The organism is Nostoc sp. (assembly GCF_036916735.1).
Classification (GTDB): domain Bacteria; phylum Cyanobacteriota; class Cyanobacteriia; order Cyanobacteriales; family Nostocaceae; genus Nostoc.
This window is the reverse complement of the sequence record NZ_JBALFV010000095.1, coordinates 54,233-78,386: the sequence shown is the minus strand read 5'-3', so window position 1 is coordinate 78,386 and position 24,154 is coordinate 54,233. Positions and strand designations below refer to the sequence as shown.

Annotated in this window: 20 protein-coding genes and 1 pseudogene; 16 read left to right on the top strand and 5 right to left on the bottom strand. The window is 40.2% G+C overall.

Annotation, left to right across the window (positions count from 1 at the left end; all coding sequences use genetic code 11):
• Positions 1-463 precede the first annotated feature (463 nt).
• On the bottom strand, positions 464-1,492 hold the full coding sequence (locus tag V7L20_RS21845) for a DMT family transporter (protein WP_334746105.1): 1,029 nt from the start codon (positions 1,490-1,492) through the stop codon (positions 464-466).
• A 251-nt stretch (positions 1,493-1,743) separates the two neighbouring features.
• Between V7L20_RS21845 and V7L20_RS21840 the strand changes: the two genes are divergently transcribed.
• The 12 genes from V7L20_RS21840 (at position 1,744) to V7L20_RS21785 (ending at position 14,077) form a co-directional block, all read left to right on the top strand.
• Complete coding sequence (locus V7L20_RS21840; protein ID WP_334746104.1) at positions 1,744-2,124, top strand: hypothetical protein; 381 nt, start codon at positions 1,744-1,746, stop codon at positions 2,122-2,124.
• A gap of 125 nt (positions 2,125-2,249) precedes the next feature.
• On the top strand, positions 2,250-2,978 hold the full coding sequence (locus tag V7L20_RS21835) for a DUF4079 domain-containing protein (protein WP_334746103.1): 729 nt from the start codon (positions 2,250-2,252) through the stop codon (positions 2,976-2,978).
• A gap of 45 nt (positions 2,979-3,023) precedes the next feature.
• The gene (locus V7L20_RS21830; RefSeq protein ID WP_334746102.1) at positions 3,024-4,442 is read left to right on the top strand and encodes a sensor histidine kinase; all 1,419 of its coding nucleotides are present in this window, start codon (positions 3,024-3,026) and stop codon (positions 4,440-4,442) included.
• Between the two features lie 194 nt (positions 4,443-4,636).
• On the top strand, positions 4,637-6,505 hold the full coding sequence (locus tag V7L20_RS21825) for a hypothetical protein (RefSeq protein WP_334746101.1): 1,869 nt from the start codon (positions 4,637-4,639) through the stop codon (positions 6,503-6,505).
• Between the two features lie 194 nt (positions 6,506-6,699).
• Positions 6,700-7,839 carry a glutamate--cysteine ligase gene (gshA, locus tag V7L20_RS21820; RefSeq protein ID WP_334746100.1) on the top strand — a complete coding sequence of 380 codons (1,140 nt, stop codon included), beginning with the start codon at positions 6,700-6,702 and terminating at the stop codon, positions 7,837-7,839.
• A gap of 847 nt (positions 7,840-8,686) precedes the next feature.
• On the top strand, positions 8,687-9,208 hold the full coding sequence (locus tag V7L20_RS21815; protein WP_334746099.1) for a phycocyanin subunit beta: 522 nt from the start codon (positions 8,687-8,689) through the stop codon (positions 9,206-9,208).
• A 90-nt stretch (positions 9,209-9,298) separates the two neighbouring features.
• Complete coding sequence (gene cpcA / locus V7L20_RS21810) at positions 9,299-9,787, top strand: phycocyanin subunit alpha (RefSeq protein ID WP_334746098.1); 489 nt, start codon at positions 9,299-9,301, stop codon at positions 9,785-9,787.
• 399 nt (positions 9,788-10,186) lie between these two features.
• On the top strand, positions 10,187-10,999 hold the full coding sequence (locus V7L20_RS21805; protein WP_334746097.1) for a phycobilisome linker polypeptide: 813 nt from the start codon (positions 10,187-10,189) through the stop codon (positions 10,997-10,999).
• Positions 11,000-11,130: 131 nt separating this feature from the next.
• On the top strand, positions 11,131-12,000 hold the full coding sequence (locus V7L20_RS21800; RefSeq protein WP_334746130.1) for a phycobilisome linker polypeptide: 870 nt from the start codon (positions 11,131-11,133) through the stop codon (positions 11,998-12,000).
• A gap of 93 nt (positions 12,001-12,093) precedes the next feature.
• Positions 12,094-12,321, top strand: coding sequence for a phycobilisome linker polypeptide (locus V7L20_RS21795; RefSeq protein ID WP_334746096.1), 228 nt, complete (start codon positions 12,094-12,096; stop codon positions 12,319-12,321).
• 11 nt (positions 12,322-12,332) lie between these two features.
• Entirely contained in the window at positions 12,333-13,178 is an 846-nt protein-coding gene (locus V7L20_RS21790; RefSeq protein WP_334746095.1) for a HEAT repeat domain-containing protein, read from the top strand.
• A gap of 170 nt (positions 13,179-13,348) precedes the next feature.
• Complete coding sequence (locus V7L20_RS21785; protein WP_334746094.1) at positions 13,349-14,077, top strand: HEAT repeat domain-containing protein; 729 nt, start codon at positions 13,349-13,351, stop codon at positions 14,075-14,077.
• A gap of 111 nt (positions 14,078-14,188) precedes the next feature.
• Here V7L20_RS21785 and V7L20_RS21780 read toward each other — a convergent pair whose 3' ends face one another.
• Entirely contained in the window at positions 14,189-14,839 is a 651-nt protein-coding gene (locus V7L20_RS21780; protein WP_334746093.1) for an HD domain-containing protein, read from the bottom strand.
• 274 nt (positions 14,840-15,113) lie between these two features.
• On the opposite strand from V7L20_RS21780, the gene pruA reads away from it, so the two are divergent.
• Complete coding sequence (gene pruA, locus V7L20_RS21775) at positions 15,114-18,149, top strand: L-glutamate gamma-semialdehyde dehydrogenase (protein ID WP_334746092.1); 3,036 nt, start codon at positions 15,114-15,116, stop codon at positions 18,147-18,149.
• 247 nt (positions 18,150-18,396) lie between these two features.
• Here pruA and V7L20_RS21770 read toward each other — a convergent pair whose 3' ends face one another.
• Positions 18,397-19,107 (bottom strand): cadmium resistance transporter, encoded by a 711-nt coding sequence (locus tag V7L20_RS21770; protein WP_334746091.1) that lies wholly within the window; start codon positions 19,105-19,107, stop codon positions 18,397-18,399.
• Between the two features lie 267 nt (positions 19,108-19,374).
• Between V7L20_RS21770 and V7L20_RS21765 the strand changes: the two genes are divergently transcribed.
• Positions 19,375-19,812, top strand: a complete 438-nt coding sequence (locus V7L20_RS21765; protein ID WP_334746090.1) for a hypothetical protein — start codon at positions 19,375-19,377, stop codon at positions 19,810-19,812.
• Between the two features lie 42 nt (positions 19,813-19,854).
• Here the strand turns inward: V7L20_RS21765 and V7L20_RS21760 are convergent, their stop codons facing one another.
• Positions 19,855-20,652, bottom strand: a complete 798-nt coding sequence (locus V7L20_RS21760) for a sulfite exporter TauE/SafE family protein (protein WP_334746089.1) — start codon at positions 20,650-20,652, stop codon at positions 19,855-19,857.
• Between the two features lie 781 nt (positions 20,653-21,433).
• Here V7L20_RS21760 and V7L20_RS21755 point away from each other — a divergent pair.
• On the top strand, positions 21,434-22,066 hold the full coding sequence (locus V7L20_RS21755; RefSeq protein ID WP_334746088.1) for a TetR/AcrR family transcriptional regulator: 633 nt from the start codon (positions 21,434-21,436) through the stop codon (positions 22,064-22,066).
• A pseudogene (locus V7L20_RS21750) lies at positions 22,053-22,499 on the top strand (acyl-CoA thioesterase). The gene V7L20_RS21755 and the pseudogene V7L20_RS21750 overlap by 14 nt, the downstream one beginning before the upstream one ends.
• A gap of 158 nt (positions 22,500-22,657) precedes the next feature.
• Here V7L20_RS21750 and V7L20_RS21745 read toward each other — a convergent pair.
• Entirely contained in the window at positions 22,658-23,752 is a 1,095-nt protein-coding gene (locus V7L20_RS21745; protein WP_334746087.1) for a hybrid sensor histidine kinase/response regulator, read from the bottom strand.
• Positions 23,753-24,154 lie beyond the last annotated feature (402 nt).

The following is a 24,154-nucleotide window of genomic DNA, read 5'->3' as shown; positions in this document are numbered from 1 at the left end:
ATTACTATTGGTATAAACATCAAAAGCCCAGTCTTAGTGACCAGGCTTTTGAGTGTAAACAATGGGGCTATATTCCCCGAAGGTTAGTTATAGAGGTTCAGTATAATATCGATGCTCTAATAAGTGATACCACTTTGCTATTATCGATTCCGGAAAATTCGCTAAAAATTTTTGAGTAGCCTTTATCTTCCAAAATACAGCAAGCGACTGGCAGCTTCAGCGTGTAGGATTTAAAAATATTGATTTTCCGGCTTTTGCTGATGAATAATGAATTTGGTAGCTGGCAAGAATGGCTGACAGTATTCACATATCTAGGTTTTACGGTCTTTATTATCTGGCGCGTGTTTTCCACTGAGAAGAATTAAAAAAGCTGCATATCATTTCACCAGGGCCTTTTTGCTCAAAGGGGAAAATGAGGCAGAAATAACTCCTGTACAAACGCGATTAATCGCGTCTGTACTTTTTAAATCCCTTTAAATCCCATACCTTGTTCTATTTGAGTTGCAACTTTACGAGAAATCTGAAAGCGAATACTAAACTGGGCCAGGAATATGCCAACTAAAATCAAGCTACCACCGATATATTGAGCGAAGGTCGGGACTTCACCCAATATTAAATAAGCTGCCAAAATTCCCACAATTGGAGTAAAAGAGCCAGCTAAGGAAGCTGTTGACACGGTAGAAGCTCTCAAACCCTTGAGCCAAAATGATTGACCTAAAACCACAATTACACTAGCATAAACAAGCATCCACTGCCACAGGAAAGGTGAAAATATACCCATAAAGTGGTCGTGGCCATAGAGAACTAAAGCTGCAAAGAAAAATATTATAGTTCCTAGAGCAGTACGAAAGATACTCAAGATTCCTGCTGGGATATCAGAAAGCCATTCTTTAAGAATAATTGTTGAAACTACTGAAGCCACAGCTGCGATCGCCGCCAATAATTCCCCAAGACCTAATCTGAAAGCACCCATGTTGATCATAGCCGTCTGTGAGGGTTGCAGAAGAATAGTTAGGGCAACCCCGACAAATGCAGCGATCGCTCCTATAACTTCCCAACGATTTACCCGTTCTCTCAGCAACCAGACTGATAAAGCCATAGCCAGAGGTGGTTCCAAGCGTCCAATCAAAATAATATTGTTGACTCTTGTTAATGCTAATGCCTGAAAAATTAAGCCAGGGACAAGCGCTCCTAATAAAATAGCTACTGCTATCAGAGCCAACCAATCTTTCCTTGACAATTGCTGCAAAGCCTTTTTGTTCCACTGTCGCCTATAAATAGGTAACATAACTATCAAGGCACATAGATTTCCTACGAATAAAACATTACATAAAGAAATCGGATTTCGACCATCCATGAAATGTTGAGCGCCAATTTGTGTCAGTTTGCGGGTAACTGCACTAGAGGCTCCAAAAATTAAAATTGCTAGCCAGAGATAGGTTTGACTGGGAATTTTATAAATAAAAGGATGCCATCTTTTCGGTCTGCTCATAATAATACTGCTGCAAAAAATACTTTTTACTATACTCTGCTAACTTGGGTAATTTAAGCTGAGATGAATCTGAGAAAACACTTAAAGCAGGCTGAGATTGAAAATCTCACAATTTCCTGAGAATATGCTGAGTCTAAACTAAATTTCTCTAAGGAATAAATTCAGACAATTACTAGATTGGTTTCACTTGAGCTTCAGTAGCAGATGAGATGCTTTAGTTCATCAGGAAACTTCAACACAAGGAAAAACAAATGAAAATTGCTTCTTCTCTGCTTACAAGTGTTGCTCTTGTTGGTATGCTAACAGTCTGGGATGTTCCACTTAAAATCGTCAGTCCTTCACTAGTGCAAGCATCAGCCGCAGAAAAGAAAGATGTTACAGGTTTGACTACTCAACAAAAGATTGATTTGGTTATCAAGCATAAGGGTCAGTTTGGTGGTGGTGATGAACTACGTCGTTTCTTTTTTGGTGATCTTGAACCGCTAGGTATTCAACCCGGTGGTGCAGGTATGGTGGTTAATCTTTACAATAAAGCCAATAATGTGACCTTTTCATACTGTTCTACCTTTGATGTAGTAGTTGCGGTTAAAAAAGGTAAAGTACCAAAGTTTGAGGCTGATGAGGTCAAGTAATCCTTATTTGTAAATAGGTAAATATAAATAATTGAACAAGAATTCAGGAACGTCTTTGGCTTTGCTCCTGACTCCTGAATTCTGTTCGATAAAACTAATTTATAACTTTTGATGAGAGGTCAGATATGGAATTTAGAGATGCTATTTTGTTGTTACATCCAGCGATCGCTGTACTTGTAGTATTTCCCTTAATTGGCGTCATTGTCAACCGCGCTTTACAAGTCCGTCAACGCCGATTACAAACTTTAGCCACAGGTAAGAGTAAAATTCCCCCCACTGTAGGACAAGAGCATACTCAGTTGGGTCGCTGGCTAACGGGAGCAGTTGTAAGTATTGTTTTAATAGCGTTTGCCAACGATATTTTTGGTAATATTTTAGAAAATCAACTTTGGATGAAAGCACCATTTCAGGTAGTATTTATCGGATTATTGTTTGTGGCTGCGATCGCTTCTCTGTATTTTCTCTATCAAGCAAAGCAGAAAAACTGGCGTGCTATATTTGCAACTCTTACAGGAATGGCATTAGTGGTGCTTGGATGTCAAGATGGTATCTACCGTAAAACTGACCAATGGTATGTCTCTCACTATTATTATGGGCTAACCTCTGCTCTGCTGATGATTATTTCACTTTCCATTTTGCCAGACATTTATAAAGATAATCGCTGGCGTAAGGTTCACATTACTATTAGTTGTCTTGCTTTATTACTATTTATTGGGCAGGGGATAACAGGAACGCGCTCATTGTTAGAAGTTCCACTCACTTGGCAAGAACGCTATATCAATATGCTTTATGAGCAAAAATGTGATACTAAATCTTGTATAATCCAGCCACAATCTCTACCTAAAAATCAATAATGAACATAACTAACAATCATGTTAATACTTTAGATAAAACTAAAAGTGAAGCAACCCACAAATATTTGGATAAATCTTGACCCTTTTTCATTGCAATTACGCCTAACCATTGGTATTGCCACATTTTCAACTTTAATATTAGGTAGTTTTGCTGCATGGACTAGTTGGAAAATGCAGCAAATTTTGATTGATAGTCGTAAGCATAATATAGAAGAAATCACTGAGCGCTTGCCGCGTGATGTGCAACTTTACAGTGAAATGATGCAACCGGAAACTGGATTACAAAAAGCTATTAATAACTTAGCAAATACCAACCTATTTTTATGGTTAAAAAGCCCTGATGATAAAATTTTAATAAAATCAGCTACTTTGGATTTATTACCCAACTCTACGGTGACTGAGTTAATGTTCCTTAGTAATATGAAGATTAAACCACAAATTTACAAAGTTAATCAAAGGTACTTTGTTATCAGTAGTGGTCTTTTGCAAGTGCAGGGTAAGTATCTGGGTAAGCTATTTGTAGCGCATGATATTACTCGTGAACAGACAATGTTTATGGCAATGTTGCAAAGTTTAAATATTAGCTGTATTTTGGCAATTATTGTAATAATAACTATAAGTGCATTTTATATTAGGCGTTCTCTGCAACCACTGCGCCAGCTAAGTCAGATGACTTCTGTCATTTCTATAGAAGACTTAGGAAAAGCACAATTATGTGTTGACAATGCACCCAGTGAAGTCAAAGAATTAGCTCAAACTTTAAGCATGTTATTATCACGTCTCTCACAATCTTGGGAGCAAGAACGAGAATTTGTGAGTAATGTTTCTCACGAATTACGTACACCATTGACGATTGTACATGGGTACTTACAAAGCGTGTTACGACGGCAGAATAACTTAACCGAAATTCAACAAGAAGCCTTAGAAACTGCTGCTTCAGAAGCCGAACGTACCATCAGGTTATTACAGGATTTACTTGATTTAGCCCGAGCAGATAGTGGCTATTTGAATTTCCAGATGAAATATTATGTGTTAAATGACTTAGTTGAAGAAGTGGTAGTGATGGCACAAAAATATAGCGATCGCTCAATTAAAATCGAATCAATAACTTATCTTATTAGAGTGAAAGTAGACTATAGTCGTTTTAAACAAATATTACTTAATTTAATTAATAATGCTATTAATTATTCTGAAGCTAATACACCTATACTGTTAAAGTTAAGTCAAATTCATAACAAAGCGATTATTCAAGTTTGCGACAAAGGTTATGGTATTCCTTTACAACACCAAACACGTATTTTTGAACGATTTTACCGCGTAGATGAATCCCGCTCTCATGCTACTGGTGGCTGTGGTTTGGGTTTATCCATTGTTAAGACTCTTGTAGAGGGTATGGGTGGTAGTGTATCTGTGCAATCAAAATTAGGAGAAGGAAGTGTATTTACTATCACTTTACTTACATAGCTAGTCAAACCTTTCTCACAAATAAGCTGTCACGCATTTAAATTGTATATTTACTTATATTCGCGCAGCATCTCTTTCAAAAGAAGGTTGTCATTTATTATTTGTATTTAAATTGTTTACTTAGCAGCATGGACAAATCGGGAGTATGTACTCCAAAGTTTCAAATATCATTCGTCTACATGGAGGTTTCGTTGATGTTTCTCGCCTTTTCTGCTAAACCGATTGATGAAAATCTCAAAAAACTAGTAGACGAAATAGAAGCACAAAGTCATAATTTATCAGTTTTAGCAGCGCGTCAATTCCGTTATAGTTTGCGTCAAACTCCTGTAGAAGTAAACATTAAAGAACCTCGCCAGTTTAACGTACTCGAAGAATTTATTATCCGCGCTGCTATTGAATTTCAACCTCCGCCAACAGAGGATGAATTAGCCTCTGTACTTGGGCTTGATTCTGTATTTATTAAAACTACTACTACAACTTTACGTTCTTTACAAACTCTATCACCAACATCGCCAATTACAGTCACTCCTGAAGGTCGCTCATTTTATGAAAAAGGGTCTGTACTGCAGCCGCCATATCCTATACAAATTTATGCTATTACAGACCCTCTAAGCGATAAGATAACCTTTCAATCTGAATCTTTAAATGAGACAACGATAAATTTACCTGACTTGGCAGACTTTATCGCTATTGATCGTACAATTGCTGATATTGCCTCCTTACCTCTTGAAGAAATACAAAAAAGTATTCAAGCTTCAGGTTTAGCACTTCATGTACCAGAAGAAAGAAAAATCGTAACTTCCTATAGGGTAATAGCTTCGACTCAAAAATTTTGGAGAAAGATATCGCTTTTCGTTATCTTCGATGTCCTTGAAGATAAATTGAACATTCAAATGAGAAACGGAAAGCAAATTTTAGAATCACCATCAAATTGGTTAGAACTGCTACATGCCGAAGGTAAAATATCTTTGCACGCACTATGTAAATTATCAACTGAAACTATCAATTTTCAAAGTGAAGCCATTCTCAAAAATAAAAATTATGAAATAGAAGCTAGACTTGAAAAGACTCGCCAAAATGTGCTAGAAACTGCCATAAAAGCCACTGGTAAGTTAGATAGTTATAAAGTATTAGGTGAAGCTATACAGTTACGCAATGGACAAATTAACCTAGCTTTTTTAGAAATTTTAAATTTGGCTAAAAGTCAGATTATAATCTATTCTCCTTGGTTGAATGAGGCAGTTTTTAATGAAGAATTTTTAACTTTATTACAGAAATTAGCTAATCGCGGAGTTTGGATTTTAATTGGATATGGAATTGCGCGGCGACAAGAAGATGAAGATAAATCAATTTCAGTAGTACAAAAAAAACTTCGAGCGCTCAAAACACCTGATGGTTTACCATCTGTACAGGTTTTTTGGTTGGGAGATTCCCATGTAAAAGAAGTAATAGTTGATAAAGAAATCTATCTTTGCGGATCTCATAACTGGTTATCATATCGCGGTGATTATCTACCACGAGGTGAGTTAGTTTATAAAGTTACCATTCCAGCTCAAGTTCAGGAAGCTTATGAATTTCTTGTTAATCGCTTCCAAAATCACGCTCAAAATTTATGGCAAAATGCTTTAGAAAATCGTGATTATCAACTTGCTGTAGAGTCTTTATGTGTGTGGGGTGCGCTATATATGGAAGATATTGCCCTCAAAGAGGTACAGAAAAATAATTGGTTGGAACTTCTGCCTGTATGGTTGAATGTAGCACTACAGGGATTAAAATCGAAAAATTTATCAGGTGATTCAGAAAGTTTTAAAACTGCACTTTCGTTGCTGAGTCAAGTTTCTATTGAAGAGGCTTTTATTGAAGAATTGCAACAGAGATGGCAAAAAGTTATAGGCGCGATCGCAATTAATAATCCCAAAACTGCTCTCAACTTACTTACTGATGAAGTCTGGGCGCAATTTCTCCGCCTCAATATTGTCCAAAAGAGTGATTTGCCTGATAATTTTATTTCGCAATATACCAAAACTGGTAACATACATAAGTCCAAATTATACCCTAAATAAATTTAATTAATATATTTATTACATTTTAGTAGTAAGTAATAATTCTCTGAAAGACAGCGAATAAATTTGTCGTCCTGATTTGGTATGAATTATCAACAAGACGATTTTTAACCTTTGATTAACTTAAAGATAGATCCAGAGATTCGTGTTATTCGATACAATTTATAGGTAGAGAGAGGCGAGGAGAAATTAAAGTGGTCTTATTAAAAGGCTTTGAGATTGAGATGTACACTGGCATGCCTCAAGGTGAAATCGTCGGTCTCTCCGACAAAATTGTTGCAGATTTGGATGGATTTATGCGGGAGCCAGATAGCCGCAACGTCGAATACATAACCCAACCATTCCATAATTACGAAGATTTATTGTGTGCCTTGCTGCGTCCGAGACGGGTGTTGCGAAACTACCTCAATCGTTTGGGTGATTATACCCTGATACCGGGGAGTACTTTATCTTTGGGTGGGAGCGATCGCTTTCTCCGTTCTGATCCTGCAAATCCTTATCATGATTACATTGAGAACACCTACGGCACAAAAGTAGTCACCGCCAGCGTACATATCAATGTCGGCATTAGCGACCCAGAAGTATTAATGCGGGCCTGTCGAGTCATCCGTATGGAAGCACCTCTATTTCTCGCCCTCAGCGCCTCATCTCCCTTCCTAGATGGCAAAGCTACTGGCTATCACTCCACCCGTTGGGGCGTATTTCCGCAAACGCCTAGCCATGTGCCATTATTTGCCAACCACGCTGATCATATTCAGTGGGTGGAAGATCAACTCCTTTCCGGAACCATGCAAAACGTGCGGCATTTGTGGGCATCAGTGCGACCAAATGGCGATCGCCGTCCTTATGACCTAAATCGTTTAGAATTGCGAATTTGCGATTTAGTCACAGATCCCATTGCCTTGCTAGCCATTACTGCCTTATTAGAAGCGCGTTTGTTGCAAATAATCGAAAATCCCACTATTGATCCATTAACCCAAAGTACCTTCTGTGCCGAAGAACTCATCACCTTGAATGCTGACAACGAAGCTGCTGCTGCTGCTGGTAGTCTCGATGCTCAGTTGAAGCATTGGCAAAATGGTAGAAGTATCCTAGCCAGAGATTGGATTTCTGAAATGTACCAGGATGTTTGGGCGATCGCTAAACAACAAGGCTTTAGTTGTTTCCTTTCCCCTTTGCACAAAATCCTCCGCGAAGGCAATGAAGCTCAACAGTGGTTGCAATTACACGCAGTCGGTTTTGACAGCCAGCGCGTCATCACCCAGGCTATTGTCGCCACCCAAGACCGCGAAATCGAACTCGAAAACAAACTGTGTTCATCCCTACTGGTTTAACTCAAAGGGCATTGGGCATTGGGGGAGAGGATAAGGAGACAACGAGAATTGGGGACAAGGGGAAAGATTTATTGTAAGTTCTCACCTTTTGTCACCTTGTCCCCCTCATCTTCCTAATTTCCCTCATCCCCACTGCCTACTCCCGTCTTCAGAGGTAGATTTTCTTGGAGACATTAGTGGTCTATCAAGTCAACTTTGACGAGTAAATAAATTCTTCAACAATTATTCAGTTATCAGTTAAAAAATGTAACTCAATTGGGAGTCAGTATCCCCCACTTCTAACAAGTGGTGTGTTTCAGTCGGGGTGGTCACTGAGCGTAGCCGAAGTGTCAAATCCCCGAAACAGTTACCATGATAAATGATTTAATTTCTTTTCGGTGTACTTTGCGTTTCCTCTGCTAGACGCACTCGCATTCGCAGTTCATTCTTTTACCCTTTAAACTTAGCTTACAAGTGCCATGCCTGCGGGGAACTGCACCTACACACCCTTAAAGGTATTTCCCAAAAATTAATTATCCCATCTTTTGGGGGAAAAAATGCAAATTTATGTAAAGGAAATTAACAAACATAACAATAATTTGTAATAAATAATGACGCAACAGCATTGTATAAAGATAACTGAGAAAGAAGAAACAACATCTTAATCAGGTTTTCCAGTCATTCACATAAGTTTGAAGTTTTGTAACAAAAGTTTTAATCTGAAAGCCTGGAGATCGTAAACTTATTCTGTGGATGTCCGTTTTAAACCTTTCGTAACTCGTCAGGTAGTACTGACATCAAAAATAAACTGAACCATTCAGTTTTGAGTTCAATTATCCTTAATTAAGCAAACTAGGAGACAAAAGCAATGGTTTTAGATGCATTTGCAAAAGTAATCACCCAAGCTGATGCACGCGGTGAATATCTCAGCGCTGCTCAGTTGGACGCTCTAAGTGCCCTTGTTAAAGATGGCAACAAGCGTACAGATACCGTAAACCGGATTACCAGCAACTCCTCAGCAATTGTTGCCAATGCAGCCCGCGCTTTGTTTGCAGAACAACCTCAGTTGATTGCTCCTGGTGGTAATGCTTACACTAGCCGCCGAAATGCTGCTTGCTTGCGCGACATGGAAATTATCCTACGCTATGTCACCTATGCAATCTTTGCTGGTGATGCAAGTGTGTTAGATGATCGTTGTCTAAACGGTCTGCGCGAAACCTATTTGGCGCTAGGAACTCCTGGTGCTTCAGTAGCAGTTGGCGTACAAAAAATGAAGGATGCAGCTCTTGCTCTTGCTGGCGACCCCAACGGTATCACCAGAGGTGATTGCAGCGCAATATTATCTGAAGTTGCTAGCTACTTTGATCGTGCAGCCGCAGCAGTAGGTTAAACTAAACCGCTTTAAGACATATTGCCTGACTACTGTCAGTTAGAGAAAACAAAATTTCAACAAAATTGTAAATAGGGAGATACTAAGCCCATGAAGACACCTCTTACCGAAGCAGTTGCAGCTGCCGATTCTCAAGGTCGCTTTCTTTCCAGCACCGAAATTCAAACTGCTTTTGGTCGTTTCCGCCAAGCTCCTGCTAGCTTAGAAGCAGCAAAAAGCTTGTCTGCTAATGCCCAACGTTTGACAGAAGGCGCAGCTCAAGCGGTGTACAACAAGTTCCCCTACACCACTCAACAACAAGGTCCTAACTTTGCTTCTACCAACACTGGTAAGGAAAAGTGTGCGCGTGACATTGGCTACTACCTGCGGATTGTTACCTATTCTTTAGTTGTAGGTGGTACAGGTCCCTTGGATGACTTCTTGATTTCTGGTTTGGCTGAAATCAACCGCACCTTTGATCTATCTCCCAGCTGGTATGTTGAAGCTCTCAAGTACATTAAATCTAACCACGGTCTAAGTGGTGACCCTGCTGTAGAAGCTAATTCCTACATCGACTACGCAATTAACGCTCTAAGCTAGAGAGTGTATTTAGCCCGGAAAGGAAAACAAGCTCTGTTAGCAAATAGCTAGGAGTTGGTTTACCTTTCTGGGCAGTTTTATTTTCAAAAGACTGTTAAAGAAGAATATAGAATTCGGAACATAGAATTTAGAAATCTTTGAGTGTGGGATTCACCCACCACTACTAAAATTGACCACTAATGCATATTTAGGGTGGTGTTTCACCTTTGATTCAGACGCTTCTGGACTATCTTGTGGTGCGTTATCCACCAGTGGCCATTGAGCTTGTCGAAGTGTCGTCGCATAGAATTAAATTCTAAATTCTTGCTCCTAACTCCTGAATTCTTTCTTTCTAAAAGACGAGAAAAGATTTTTCTAAAAAGTTTTCAGTTTTCCAGTTAAAACTGAGGAGGTTTAAAGATGGCAGCTTTGGGACAAGCAGCAAGGCTAGGAATTGCAGCCTTAGAAAACTCAGGACTGGTAGAACTACGTCCAGATAGAACAGAAACGGATGTGCAAGTGATCATCCGCACAGCTTACCGTCAGGTTTTTGGTAATGCATACCTGATGGAATCACAGCGTCTTGTCAGTGCAGAATCACTGTTGCAGCAGGGTGTGATTTCAGTTCGGGGGTTTGTGCTAGCCATTGCTCAGTCGGAACTCTATCGGGAGAAGTTTTTCCATTCCAACTCGCAAATTCGGTTTATCGAGTTGAATTATAAACATTTATTGGGTCGCGCCCCAGAAGATGAGTCAGAGATTTCGTACCATGTTGAGCTTTACAACTCAGAAGGTTACGAAGCTGAGATTAACTCATACATTGACTCGCAAGAATATCAAGAAAGTTTTGGCGAAAATATTGTGCCATACTATCGTGGCTTTAATAGTCCAGTAGGGCAGAAAAACGTTGGCTATAGCCGACTATTCCAGCTGTATCGGGGTTATGCCAATAGCGATCGCGCTCAAGGGCTAAAACAAGGACGCCTAACTTGGGAAATAGCTAAGAATCTGGCTTCACCCATCTACCCAGTCTCTACAGGAGCCTTAACGGGCCTCTCATCAGGTGGAAGAGGAGAAACATACCGAATTAGGATACTACAAGCAGCTTCTCCAAACTCATCTGTAGTGCGGCGAAGTACTGCGGAATTACTTGTACCCTACGAACAACTTTCTAGTAAATTGCAGCAGCTTAATCGTAAGGGCAGCAAAGTGATTAGTATCACAGCTGTCTAAAGAGGGAATCGGGAATTAAGTGAGGAGTTAGGAATCGGGAGTGAGGAGTTATGAGTTTTCAATTTCTAACTCCACCCCTACTCTTAACTCCTAACTTTTCCCAACTACCAATTACAAAAGGAAAATTACCAATGGCTATTACAACAGCAGCATCCCGTTTGGGAACAGAAGCTTTTAGTGATAACGCTCCTGTAGAATTGCGCCTAAATGCAACTAAAGAAGACATAGAGAAGGTGATTTCTGCAGTCTATCGTCAGCTCTTGGGCAACGATTACTTAATGAAATCTGAGCGTCTCACAAGTGCTGAATCTATTCTGCGCGATGGGAAAAGTACAGTACAAGAGTTTGTGCGTCAAGTAGCTAAATCAGAACTGTACAAATCCAAGTTTTTCTACGACAGCTTTCAAACTCGCGTCATTGAACTGAATTATAAGCATTTATTGGGTCGCGCTCCCTATGATGAGTCTGAGGTGGTTTATCACTTAGACTTATATCAAACCAAGGGATATGAAGCCGATATTGATTCTTATATTGATTCGGCAGAGTATCAAAGTAACTTTGGTGAAAATATTGTGCCTTTCTATCGCGGCTTTAAAACCCAAACAGGTCAGAAAACTGTAGGATTTAGCCGGATATTTCAACTTTATCGCGGCTATGCCAGTAGCGATCGCTCCCAACTTAAAGGTAATTCCTCTCGCCTTGCCGTTGAACTAGGTCGCAATAGTTCATCTGTTGTTGTTCCTCCATCTGGTGGTCCTTCCGGCTTTTCCTACGTTGCCCCAGAAAAAGGCGTTACCCCCAACAGTACTTTCGGCGGTGCAGGAACTTTCGGCAAAGAAGGCAGACTCTACCGCATTGAAGTTGCAGGCGTTTTTGGAGCCGGGTATCCTAGCACACGCCGGGTCAATCAAGCGGTAATTATACCTTATGAAGAACTATCAGCTTACTTCCAGAGAGTGGTAAAACAAGGTGGTAAAATCGCCAGTGTGAAACCACTTTAGTCTCATTGGTCATTGGTCATTAGTCATTAGTCATTAATTTCAGACCAAGGACTAATGACAACTTAAATTTATAAATTTGGATGGAATTGATTTATGTTTGGACTAATTAATGGTATAAATAGTAAGCGCTCCTTCCGCTATGAAGTAGTCGGTCTGCGCCAAAGCGAAGAAACAGAAAAAGTCGGCTATCCCATTCGTTCTAGTGCTAGTGTATTTATTACAGTGCCTGAGAACCGGATGAACCAGGAAATGCAGCGCATTACTCGCTTGGGTGGCAAAATAGTCAGCATTGAGCCATTGAACGCTGATACAACATCATAGCGAACACAGCCATGAATCCCAGTCTGGAGAACATTAAAGATTTATCACTGACAAGTGATAATGCCGACGGTGGATCTTTAACTGTAGAGCAGGCTCTAGCTAATCTTGAGAGTGCAGATTTAGGTCTGCGATTTTATGCTGCTTGGTGGTTGGGAAGGTTTCGCATAAATGAACCAGCTGCGGTTACAGCACTGATCGAAGCCTTAGATGATGAAGCCGACAGGACACCAGAAGGCGGATATCCTCTGCGACGAAACGCGGCTAGAGCCTTAGGCAAACTTGGCGATCGCCAGGCAGTACCACCTTTAATTGGGTGTTTAGACTGCTCAGATTTTTATGTGCGAGAAGCAGCAGTACAATCTTTAGAGATGCTGGGCAATCCGGTTTGTATTTCGGCGCTAATCAAGCTATTAGCAGTAGGTTTGGAGGGAGAGCAGCTTATATCAAAGCAGCCTGATTTATCTCAACCCTACGACGCTATCTTAGAAGCCTTGGGAACCTTGAGAGCGACTGAGTTTGCCCCTTTAGTAAAAGCATTCTTAGAGCATCCAATCGAATTGGTGCAATATTCTGCCGCCCGAGCCATGTATCAATTAACCCAACAACCAGTTTATGGAGAACGACTGGTAAAAGCTCTGACGGGAGAGAAATTGCAATTGCGTCGAGCGGTGTTGGCAGATTTGGGAGCGATTGGATATCTACCCGCAGCAGATGCGATCGCACAGACTCTTGCTGAAAATAGCCTCAAGCTAATTTCTCTTAAAGGATTACTAGAACATCAAGTTAATCACATAACACCAAGCACTTTCTCAGAAGGTGCGATTAAAGTGATGAATTTGATGGACTCGCTGTTGTAGTCATAAATTCTAGATAATTAGTTGTTATTAATACGTTGCAACAAAATCTATACCACAGATAAACCCCCAAGCTCACAATAAAATCAAGGCTAGGGGGTTTATGTATGATGCCAACTACGGAGAGCTTAAGCTACAATTGGCTGACGACAAATTACTCAAGAGAAATTATTATGAATAATAGCGAGCTGGCCCAAATATTGATCCGTGCTGTAGAAGAAGCAGATTCCTCGGATCGGTTATTAGACGCAGTTCAACAGTTAGCAGCAGCTGGTATAGAAGAAGCTGTTCCTACACTAATTGCAGCTTTGGGCTATAACAATCCAGGTGCGGCGGTGGCGGCGGTAGATGGACTGATTGCCATCGGCGAAGCCGCAGTGCAGCCACTATTGCAACTAATTGATGGCTACAACTATGGTGCTAGAGCCTGGGCTATTCGTGCCTTAGCGGGAATTGGTGATGTCCGGGCGCTGGATACCTTGTTAGAGGCAGCAAAGACCGATTTTTCCCTGAGTGTACGGCGGGCAGCTGCCAGGGGATTAGGCATTTTACGCTGGCAGCAAATACCGCCTGAGAAACTAGAATCTATTCAAACTCAGGTCTTAGAGGCGCTATTACTAATTTCTCAAGATCCAGAGTGGGTAGTGCGCTATGCAGCAGTGACAAGTTTAGAAACATTAGCGATCGCTATAGCAGTTACTTTACCCGATCAAGCGTCGCGGATTAAAAATCAACTTCAGCAAATGCTCGATACAGATGTTGATCTCGGAGTTCGTACCCGTGTCAAGTTTGCACAGGAAAAAATTCAGCCGCAACAGCCGCAACAACATCAAGAAGTTTTTGCACCTAAAATAAAGCTACAAGACACTGAAGTACCTCATCGTGGCGGTAGCAGACGCTAAGAAATTTCAAATTTGTAGCTGATTTCAATTGTATGGAATACAAGTTTGTGGTGGGGATGCATCGCTGTGCTACCCTACCGCGTGTTGCATCTAAATGAGAATCGCCTAAAACTAACGAGACAATAAAGACTGAATTTCTCCCTGGATATTGCTACGGGCACATGGTTCAGCAAACTCTGACATTAAAGGCGTAAAATAAATATGCGATCGCTGTAAAAATCGTTCTAAAACCTGTTGACGACCTATGATATAATCTTTTTCTGCTATCCAGCTATATTCCTGACGAATCGCATAGGCGTATTCTCCATACTGGACTGGGTTAGTAGCCAAAATCGCTAAATCTGCATCAAGTAGAACTTTGCTATCATAGTCATCCACCGCAGCTTGGTGGTCTTTAGTGTTCAGAATTAGACGGGTGACAATAGTTATGGTACTTTCTGGAATACCCAAATTACTCAGCAGCTCAAAAGCATAGTCTGCACTTCGTTGTTCATTATCTTGAGCTTGAGTGTCATATACTACATCATGAAACCAAGCAGCTAGTTGAACAGCAGCTAGATTGTTGGTGTAGCCTTGCAAAATCTGAATTGTGCTGAAGACGCGATCAATATGTTTCAGTGTATGGTAGTAGCGACCAGGGGTAGAGTAAGCTGCAACCAAATCATTAAAAGCCTTCTTAGCCGCTACCTGGTCAACGCCAAAGGGTTGAAGTGTGTGTTGCCACTTAGAAAATAAGATATGCGTGAGGTTTTCTGTAGGCATAAACGTAGTATCCACACTCTTAGTATGACTGAGTTAATCTTTTGTGCTGCAACATCTGTCTAATCAAGTTAAAAATAGATCAACAAAAGGATAACACTTGTTATTAAATTGGGCATGAGGCATTAGTTATTTGTCCTTTGTCATTAGTTATTAGGGTTATTCTTTCTTTGTCTACCCCCACTCCCTACTCCCCACTAGATATATGAAAGCGTCAAAATAGAAGACACAGGCTTTGTACAAAAAGCCTTGCCTTGATTTACGGAGTTTATTATCAGTGGTATTACAAGTACAAACAAGCACCTACGAAGCTAAAACCCAAGAAATTGCTAAACAACTTCTAGCAGCAACGCAGGAAAATCGTTCGTTTTTTTCTTCCCTGCGGGATCAAATGCGCTGGGATGATAAATTATTAGCTTGGGCAATGAGTAATCCTGGGTTACGGGTGCAACTATTTCGCTTTATAGATACGCTACCTGCTTTGCACAGTAAATCAGAAATTGCCTCACATTTACAAGAATATTTAGGTGATGAGTCGGTAGAATTACCGTCAGCTTTGAAGGGAATGCTAAACTTTGCTAATTCCGATTCGATGCCAGGACAAGTTGCTGCTACAACTGTTGGGACAGCAGTTGAGACTCTTGCCCATAAATATATTTCTGGGGAAAATATTAAACAAGTCATCAAAACAGTTGAACGATTAAGAAAAGAGAAAATGGCTTTCACCATCGATTTACTTGGTGAAGCAGTAATTACCGAAGCCGAAGCGCAGTCCTATCTAGAACGCTATCTAGAATTAATGCAACAATTGGTGGAAGTATCGAAGAATTGGGCAGCTATCCCGGCTATTGATGAGGCTGATGGCGAAACAATCCCAAAAATTCAGGTTTCTGTTAAGTTAACAGCGTTTTATTCCCAATTTGACCCATTAGATGCTAAAGGTAGTGAGGAGCGAGTTAGCGATCGCATTCGTATTCTCTTACGTCGTGCTAAAGAATTAGGTGCAGCTGTGCATTTTGATATGGAACAGTATGCCTATAAAGACATAACTCTCAGCATCCTAAAAAAACTGTTACTAGAAGAAGAGTTTCGGCAACGCACAGATATCGGCATAACAATTCAAGCATATCTGCGTGATAGCGAGCAAGATACTAAAGACGTAATTTCCTGGTTAAAAGAACGTGGCTATCCTCTAACAATCCGCTTGGTAAAAGGCGCATATTGGGATCAGGAAACTATCAAAGCAGCGCAGAAGCATTGGCCACAGCCAGTTTACAACGACAAAGCTGCAACTGATGCTAACTTTGAAACCATCACTCAATTGTTGTTAGAAAATCCTCAATATGTGTATTCTGCCATTGGTAGCCATAATGTGCGATCGCACGCTCGTGCCATTGCCATAGCTGAAAGTTTAAATGTCCCCCGCCGTCGCTTTGAATTGCAAGTCCTCTACGGTATGGGTGATAAAGTTGCCAAGGCGTTAGTTGACAAAGGTTATCGGGTGAGAGTTTACTGTCCCTATGGTGAATTATTACCTGGGATGGCGTATTTAATTCGGCGATTGTTGGAAAATACGGCTAATAGTTCTTTTTTACGGCAAAATCTCGAAAATCGACCAATCGAAGAATTATTAGCGCCGCCGATTGTTAAAGATGAAAAGAACTCTTTAACTCCTAACGTACAGACGCGATTAATCGCGTCTCTCCAAAGTACAGACGCGATTAATCGCGTCTCTACTCACTCTCATTTCCTCGGTGCTGCTGATACCGATTACGCCCAAAAAGAGGTGAGAACGAAAGCCGCGCAAGCTTTCCAAAGCGTTCGTCAACAGTTGGGTAAAACTTATTTACCAGTAATTAATGGCGAATATGTGAATCCGCCGGAATTTGTTGATTCTCTCAATCCTTCTAATTTCAGTGAAGTAGTTGGTAAGGTTGGGTTGATTAGCGTTGAACAAGCAGAACAGGCGATGCAAGCTGCCAAAGCTGCCTTTCCTGGTTGGAGGAAAACACCAGCTAAACAACGCGCTGATATTTTGCGGAAAGCTGGCGATTTAATGGAAGAACGCCGCGCTGAACTTTCAGCTTGGATAGTTTTGGAAGTTGGGAAACCAGTTAAGGAAGCTGATGCAGAGGTTTCGGAAGCTATAGACTTTTGTCAGTATTACGCTGAGGAGATAGAACGGTTAGATAAAGGTGTGAATTACGACATACCTGGTGAAACTAATCATTATATTTACCAACCACGGGGAATTGCTGTGGTAATTTCTCCCTGGAATTTTCCGCTAGCGATCGCTTGTGGAATGACTGTTGCAGCACTGGTTTCAGGCAATTGCACTCTCCTCAAACCTGCGGAAACATCTTCTGTTATTGCAGCAAAACTCACAGAAGTCTTAATAGATGCTGGTTTTCCCAAAGGTGTATTTCAATACGTACCAGGTAAAGGTTCGCAAGTCGGCGCTTATTTGGTAAATCATCCAGATACTCATGTAATTGCTTTTACGGGTTCCCAGGAAGTAGGTTGTAAAATTTACGCAGAGGCGGCAATTTTGAAACCTGGACAAAAGCACATGAAACGGGTGATTGCTGAAATGGGTGGCAAGAATGCCATTATTATCGATGAAAGTGCTGATTTAGACCAAGCTGTTGTGGGGGTAGTGCAGTCGGCATTTGGTTACAGTGGACAAAAATGTTCTGCCGCCTCCAGGGTGATTGTGCTGCAACCGATTTATAATGCCTTTGTGCAACGGTTGGTGGAAGCGACAAAATCCTTGAATATTGGGGAAGCTGAATTACCGAGTACACAAGTTGGGCCAGTGATTGATGCTAATTCCCGCGATCGCATCCGGGAGTACATTGAAAAGGGTAAGACAGAAGCACAATTAGCTTTGGAATTACCAGCACCCGAACAAGGATATTTTATCGGCCCTGCAATCTTTAGTGAAGTATCACCAAATGCGGTAATTTCCCAAGAAGAAATTTTTGGCCCTGTGCTGGCGGTAATTCGGGTGAAAGATTTCCAAGAAGCGCTAGCAGTCGCCAACGGTACAAACTACGCCTTAACTGGAGGACTTTATTCTCGAACACCTTCGCACATTCAGCAGGCACAGACAGAATTTGAAGTCGGGAATTTGTACATCAACCGCAATATTACAGGAGCGATAGTTGGACGACAACCCTTTGGTGGATTCAAACTTTCTGGAGTAGGTTCTAAAGCAGGCGGTCCTGATTACCTCTTACAATTCCTTGAACCACGCGCGGTAACAGAAAATATTCAGCGCCAAGGTTTTGCACCAATTGAAGGTGCTGAGTGAACATTCCCAATTACGTTTTGTAACAGGGATTTAAACCCGACAGAAAACCTGCTGCCTGTCTCGCTGGGGACTTAAACCCCCACCACTTGTTAAACCTTGTAGGGTGGGCAATGCCCACCTTATCCCTCTTCTAAAAAACCAGATTTTCTGAATTATGAATTTTACTATATTACCCAAGGAGCAATCCTTCTTCATGCAACCGATTTTTTAGATTTTTCATTAAAATTTAAATCTAAAATTGGCTTGATTATCTACTAGAATTTTCCCCAATTTCATCCGTACTTTCATTATTTTTCACCAAAATAATCAAACATAAACAACTAGCAGCTAGCTTGATTAAGCTCAAAGCTCCACTTTTTAATATAATAAAAGCACCTAATCCTATAAGAACGAAAGACACAACATTATTACCATAGCGAGTCAATACATCAGCTATTACTCTGTATTTCATTAATTTGTATGCTGCATAACACCAAACTCCTAACAATAGAAAAAATAATCCGATAATAATTACAAAACTCTCTAAATTGCTGCTAGCAAATAACGGTACATAGACACTAATATTATCACTACCGTTTGCAACTGTAATGGCTGCCACGCTGTAAGTTTGAGGAGATAGGAAACTAGTAAGTGTTGATGCTTCAGATTCTTCAGTTGTAGCTACAACTTCTTCCAATGCATCTTCTTCCTTATTGACTAAGCTGCTAATACCTATGGCAATTGGTAGTAAACCAAGTAATCCAATCCAGCTTTTTGATAAAACTAACCCACCAAATAAACCAGAAAGGCTAAGGATTAACAAAACTGTAAAACCTAGAAACTGACCAGCAACTATATGCCTACCGCAAAAATTAGCATTGATTTGAGAAAAAAGCAACAATAGAATGACAATATCATCAATGTTAGTAGCAATGAACGCAATTGACCCTGTACTAATTGCAGTAACTAACTCGTTCATATTTTAAGATAAATATAGATATGCTTTTATCTTGCAGAAAGCATCTCACCTGAGACATTTCTATAAATTAAATATGCGTTATATAGAACCCTTGTAGAAACGTAGCACTGCTGCGTCTCTACATTCTTTTTTACCAGATGTCTAATTGAGTTGTGGTAATTTTTGTTTCAGCTGAAACTGCTGTAAGAGAAAGAGCTATCTGCAAAGATAAAATTCTCAAAGCCAGTTGTCAAAAGGGTAATCAGGTTTCCATTGTTGTTGAAGGTAATGTTAGCAGGGTTTAGACTATTGCCAGAAATAACACCAGATACACTAACTCCTGCATTGAGACTACCAGTGTTGTCGATGCCAGTGCCATTGATACCAGTGCTTATCAATTTCAATTTTAAGTCAAAACCGCCAGTACCGATGCCAGCGATCGTGTCACTTTTATCGCCTGCATTGAGAGTACCACTGTTGTTGATGCCGATGCCAGTACCAGCAGCTTTCTTTAACTCACTAGTACCAGTACCAATAATACTGTCGTTTGCTCAAAGTGTACTAATCACACCTCGATTTAAAATATCAATATCAATTGCCACAGATGCATTTGAATCTTGTGCGACTAATGTCGCTAATTCTTGTTTTCCTACGAATACTGGAACGAACGGAGGAATAGATTTAGTTGCACCTAATCTAGGTGCCGTCTTTTTGGAGAGTAAGTGAGCAGCGAAAAACTTTACAACTAAACTCTATTACCGAGTTCTGTCAAACCTGATGAACTAATTTCCAACTCACCATCATCAAGATGGCATAAATAATAAATCGTAGTGGACGCTGGGGAGCTACTTGGCAGATTTTAGCGCCTAGTAACACCCCTGGCACAGAGCCTAGCCAGATAGGTATTACCAAACTCCAATCAACTGTTCCCAGGCTGAGATGACCAAGGGCTGTAAACAGCAATAAAATTGCTGCATGTGAAATATCAGTACCTACTAACTTCCGTACATCAAGGCGAAAAAACCCAATTAGCACTAGGGCAAACATTGAACCTGATGAAACGCTTGTCATACCGACGAAACAGCCTAAAATTGCTCCCAAAGTGATTGTTAGGAAACGGCCAAAGTTAGTTTCTAAGTTTAACTTTGGCAGTTCGGGTAAATTAAATTTGGGGAAAAAAGTCAATAACAACAATTGCACTAGTGCTAACGCTGTGACTAACAAAATCATCCCACCAAGCAAACGGAGCAATATGTTATCCAGGTTATACTCACCTGTACGTTTAAGAAAGTGCAAAATCCCCACCCCAAATAGCGAGCCTGGAACACTCCCGAATGCCAGCCATTTGACAACTTCTATGTCCAGGGTTTTCTGTTCCCAATGCTTGACGCTACCAACAATTTTCATCAATGTGGCAGCCACAACATCAGAACTCACAGCGATAGAAGGCGGAACCTGAAAAACAAAAATCAACATTGGGGTAATAAGAGAGGCTCCGCCAATTCCCGTCAAACCAACGATAATGCCAACAAAAAAGCTTAAGAACGGTAGTAATAAATATTCCATACTCTTTGAGGGTTTCAACAATCAGTTATGAGTTATCAAAGTCCTGTTGAGTCTCCCACTTCTATTAAGTGAGCAACATAGGTTAGAATTTAAATCTCACTGACTTAACTATGAGCAGCTATAACTGAAAGTCAGCTAAAGCTTCACTGTTAGAAAGCAGCAATCGTGCCAAACTATAGCCCAGTCGTAGACAGAGCTAGTTATGCCAAGTTATTGTGTTTCTCAAGGGATGAGTGACACAAAGGTTATCCAGCTAAAAGTTAGGACAGAGGATTCCTGGACAACTTCAAACCTGTCTGGAAGTTTTTGGTAGCATGACAACTGACATTTAGCTGAAACAGGCTGTGATAACTGCTTATAGGTTAGTTGCTTTACTAAACTCAACTTCTAACTGGTTTTTCTGCGGTTTTACATGTAAAAGCCGGTAAGGCGATGCACTTACCGTATTTTAATTGTAAACATGAGCAAACGTCCAGCGTATTCGCGTTGTATCTCGCTAGATTTATCTAGATAAGGAGTGGGGAGTGGGAGAGACTTGGGGACAAGAGGTGAGAACTTGCAACAAGTCTTTCCCCTTATCCCTAATTTTCTTTGCCCCCAAGTCCTCTTCACCATGCCCAATGCCTAGTTAAGAACTCAATGCTGAAAGATGCTTGACTTTAAAGCAATTCTCGTGCTAATTTCAAAAAAACCATTCGGTCGGTAATATTTTATTTACAGCAATTTCTAATTCAATAAATTACCCCACTCCCCATAATCTATTTATCTAAAAATCGCTGTAATGTCCAAAGGCAAAGAAACAAAAAGCAGAATTCTCTACCAAGCAGCCGAACTGTTTAACCAACAGGGATATGCAGGCTCATCAATGTCAGACATTATGCGTGTTACTGGATTGCAAAAAGGAGGAATTTACAATCACTTCCAAAGTAAAGATGATCTTGCGCTACAAGCTTTTGACTTTGCGATCGCTCGCATCCACCAGCATACAAGATTTGCATTACGAAGCAAACGCCACGCAGTAGAACGCCTGCAAGCAATCATTGGCGTATTTAGTAGCTTCACAGAAAATCCACCTATCAAGGGAGGGTGTCCACTGCTGAATACTGCTGTGGAGAGTGATGATGCTCATCCGGCATTGCAGGAACGCACTCAACAGGCGATGAACTCTTGGCTAAATCTAATTCATCGAATTATTGAAACGGGAATTAAAAAGAGTGAAATTCGCCCTGAAGTGAGTGCTGATGAAATCGCTACCATCATAATTGCAACATTAGAAGGAGCAGTAATGATGAGCAAGCTTTATGGAGATTCAATTTACATGCACAGGGTGATTAATCACCTGAATCAATATTTAGATACTCACCTAAGAATGTATGGCAAAAATCAAGGGATAGAAAGTAATGCTACTAAATAATAACTTGCACAGACCATTAGAAGTAGTATTAGAAATTTCTGTAAAAACATACGACATTGATTTTATGGGAATCGTGAGTAATATTGTGTATATCAGATGGTTAGAGGATTTACGTTTAAAGTTTTTAGATGAACACTGGCAACTTAATCAACAAATTGAGCAAGGATATGCGCCTGTTTTAGCTGGAACTGAAATTGAATATAAACGTCCGAGCAAGATTATTGATTGAGTAATTGGACGTTTATGGCTGAGTAATTTAGGACGATTGAAGTGGACTGTGCAAGCTGAGATTTTATCTAACAATGAGTTAGCAGCAGTAGCTACCCAGAAGGGCGCTTTTGTCAGTTTACAAAATAGTCGTTTTATTCCCATTCCAAAGGAATTGCAAAAAAAATATTTAGAAGATAAAAAAGGTAATTTGAAAGACTATTGATAAAGTAAATCTGAGAGTTTTAGGAATTTTGATATTAGTGAACGCAAAATATTTTCTCAGGCAATCAACGATTTTTTCAAAATTGCTAATTCATGATTAATCTTATATTTACCTGAAACAGAATTCAGCATGAATTCTGTTTCGATAAGTAATAATTTTTAGCTTTCATCAGTTACAGGTAGACGTATCGTGAATATACTACCCTGCCCTGGTTCAGATGTCACATCAATAGTGCCTTGATGCGCTTCAATAATGCAGCGAGATAGATATAATCCCAAACCACTACCAGAACGTTGGTGTTTACCTTGACGAAATCGCTCGAATAATATTGCTTGGTCTTGTTTAGAAATTCCTGGGCCTGTATCTTGGATATCAATAGTCACAGCTACCGGAGTAGAATAGCAGTGAATATCTACAGAACCTTTGTCTGTAAATTTGATAGCATTGCCGATGATATTTGTCAAAACTCGCCGCAGTTCTACGCGATCGCCCATGACGGTGCTTGCAGTTTCACTTCGATCAATATTTACAGTAAATCCTTTTTCTTCAGCTAAGGGAGTTAATTCTTGAGAAACTTCACTAACTAATTCCTGAATATTGCAGGGAGAAATTTTTAAGGTTTTACAGCCCGCTTCATGTCGATAAACTTCAAGCAAGGTATTTACCATTTCCAGCAGGTCTTGATTACTGCCAATCATGGTATCAATGATTTCTTGCAATTGTGGCGAAACCTCGCAAAACCTACCTTCCAGTAATAATTTTAATACACGGTTGGAGGCTACTAATGGGATGCGTAAATCGTGAGTAAAACGGGAGACAAAATCTGCCCGCAAGTTAGCCATCTGATCTCGTTCGTCGATACTATGCTTAAGGCGCAGGAGCGATCGCACTCGTGCATGAAGTTCATCAGGATCAAATGGTTTACGAATAAAATCATCAGCACCAGCATCGAGTCCTTCCACAACGCTAGACTCATAGTGAGCCGTGAGCAGCAAAATGGGGATAAATGGCAACGCTAGATTCTGTCGGATGCGTCGAGTAAATTCATACCCATCTATCTCTGGCATCATCACATCTAAGAGAATTAAGTCTGGCGGCGACTTCTCAACCATAGCCAGAGCAATTTTGCTATGTTCGACTAAGCTAATTTCATAGCTTTCATCTTCTAGGACAGCTTCTAAGACCAGTAAATTATCAAAAATATCATCGACAATCAGAATTTTATCTTTTTTGACAGTTTTAGTTAAAGACATGGCTAAATAAAAAAGAAGTGCTTGGCTATCCCTCGCAAATCTAGTAATAGCTTACTTCACCAGTACTCAGATTATTAAGGGACTTCCAACTAAAAAAATATTCTATCGGTGTGTAGGTACAGGGGCACTTAGTTCTTAGCTGGGGGAGAAAGAAGAATATTATCTGAGTAAATTAAATAATTTATTTTCTGGAAGTCTCTAAGGACTCATATTTTCCTTTAAAGTTTCTTAAATTCAAATATCACTTTTTTAAGTAATTACACTGAGCTTTTTAAATAAATGTATTAGATACTCTTGTCTTAACAAATATCTTAGCCGTCTGGTTATCCAAGCAATATTTGTGTATAAATCTTATAGTGAGGTAGTTTAGTCCCTTTAATTTACATCATCGTAGCCAGTGCA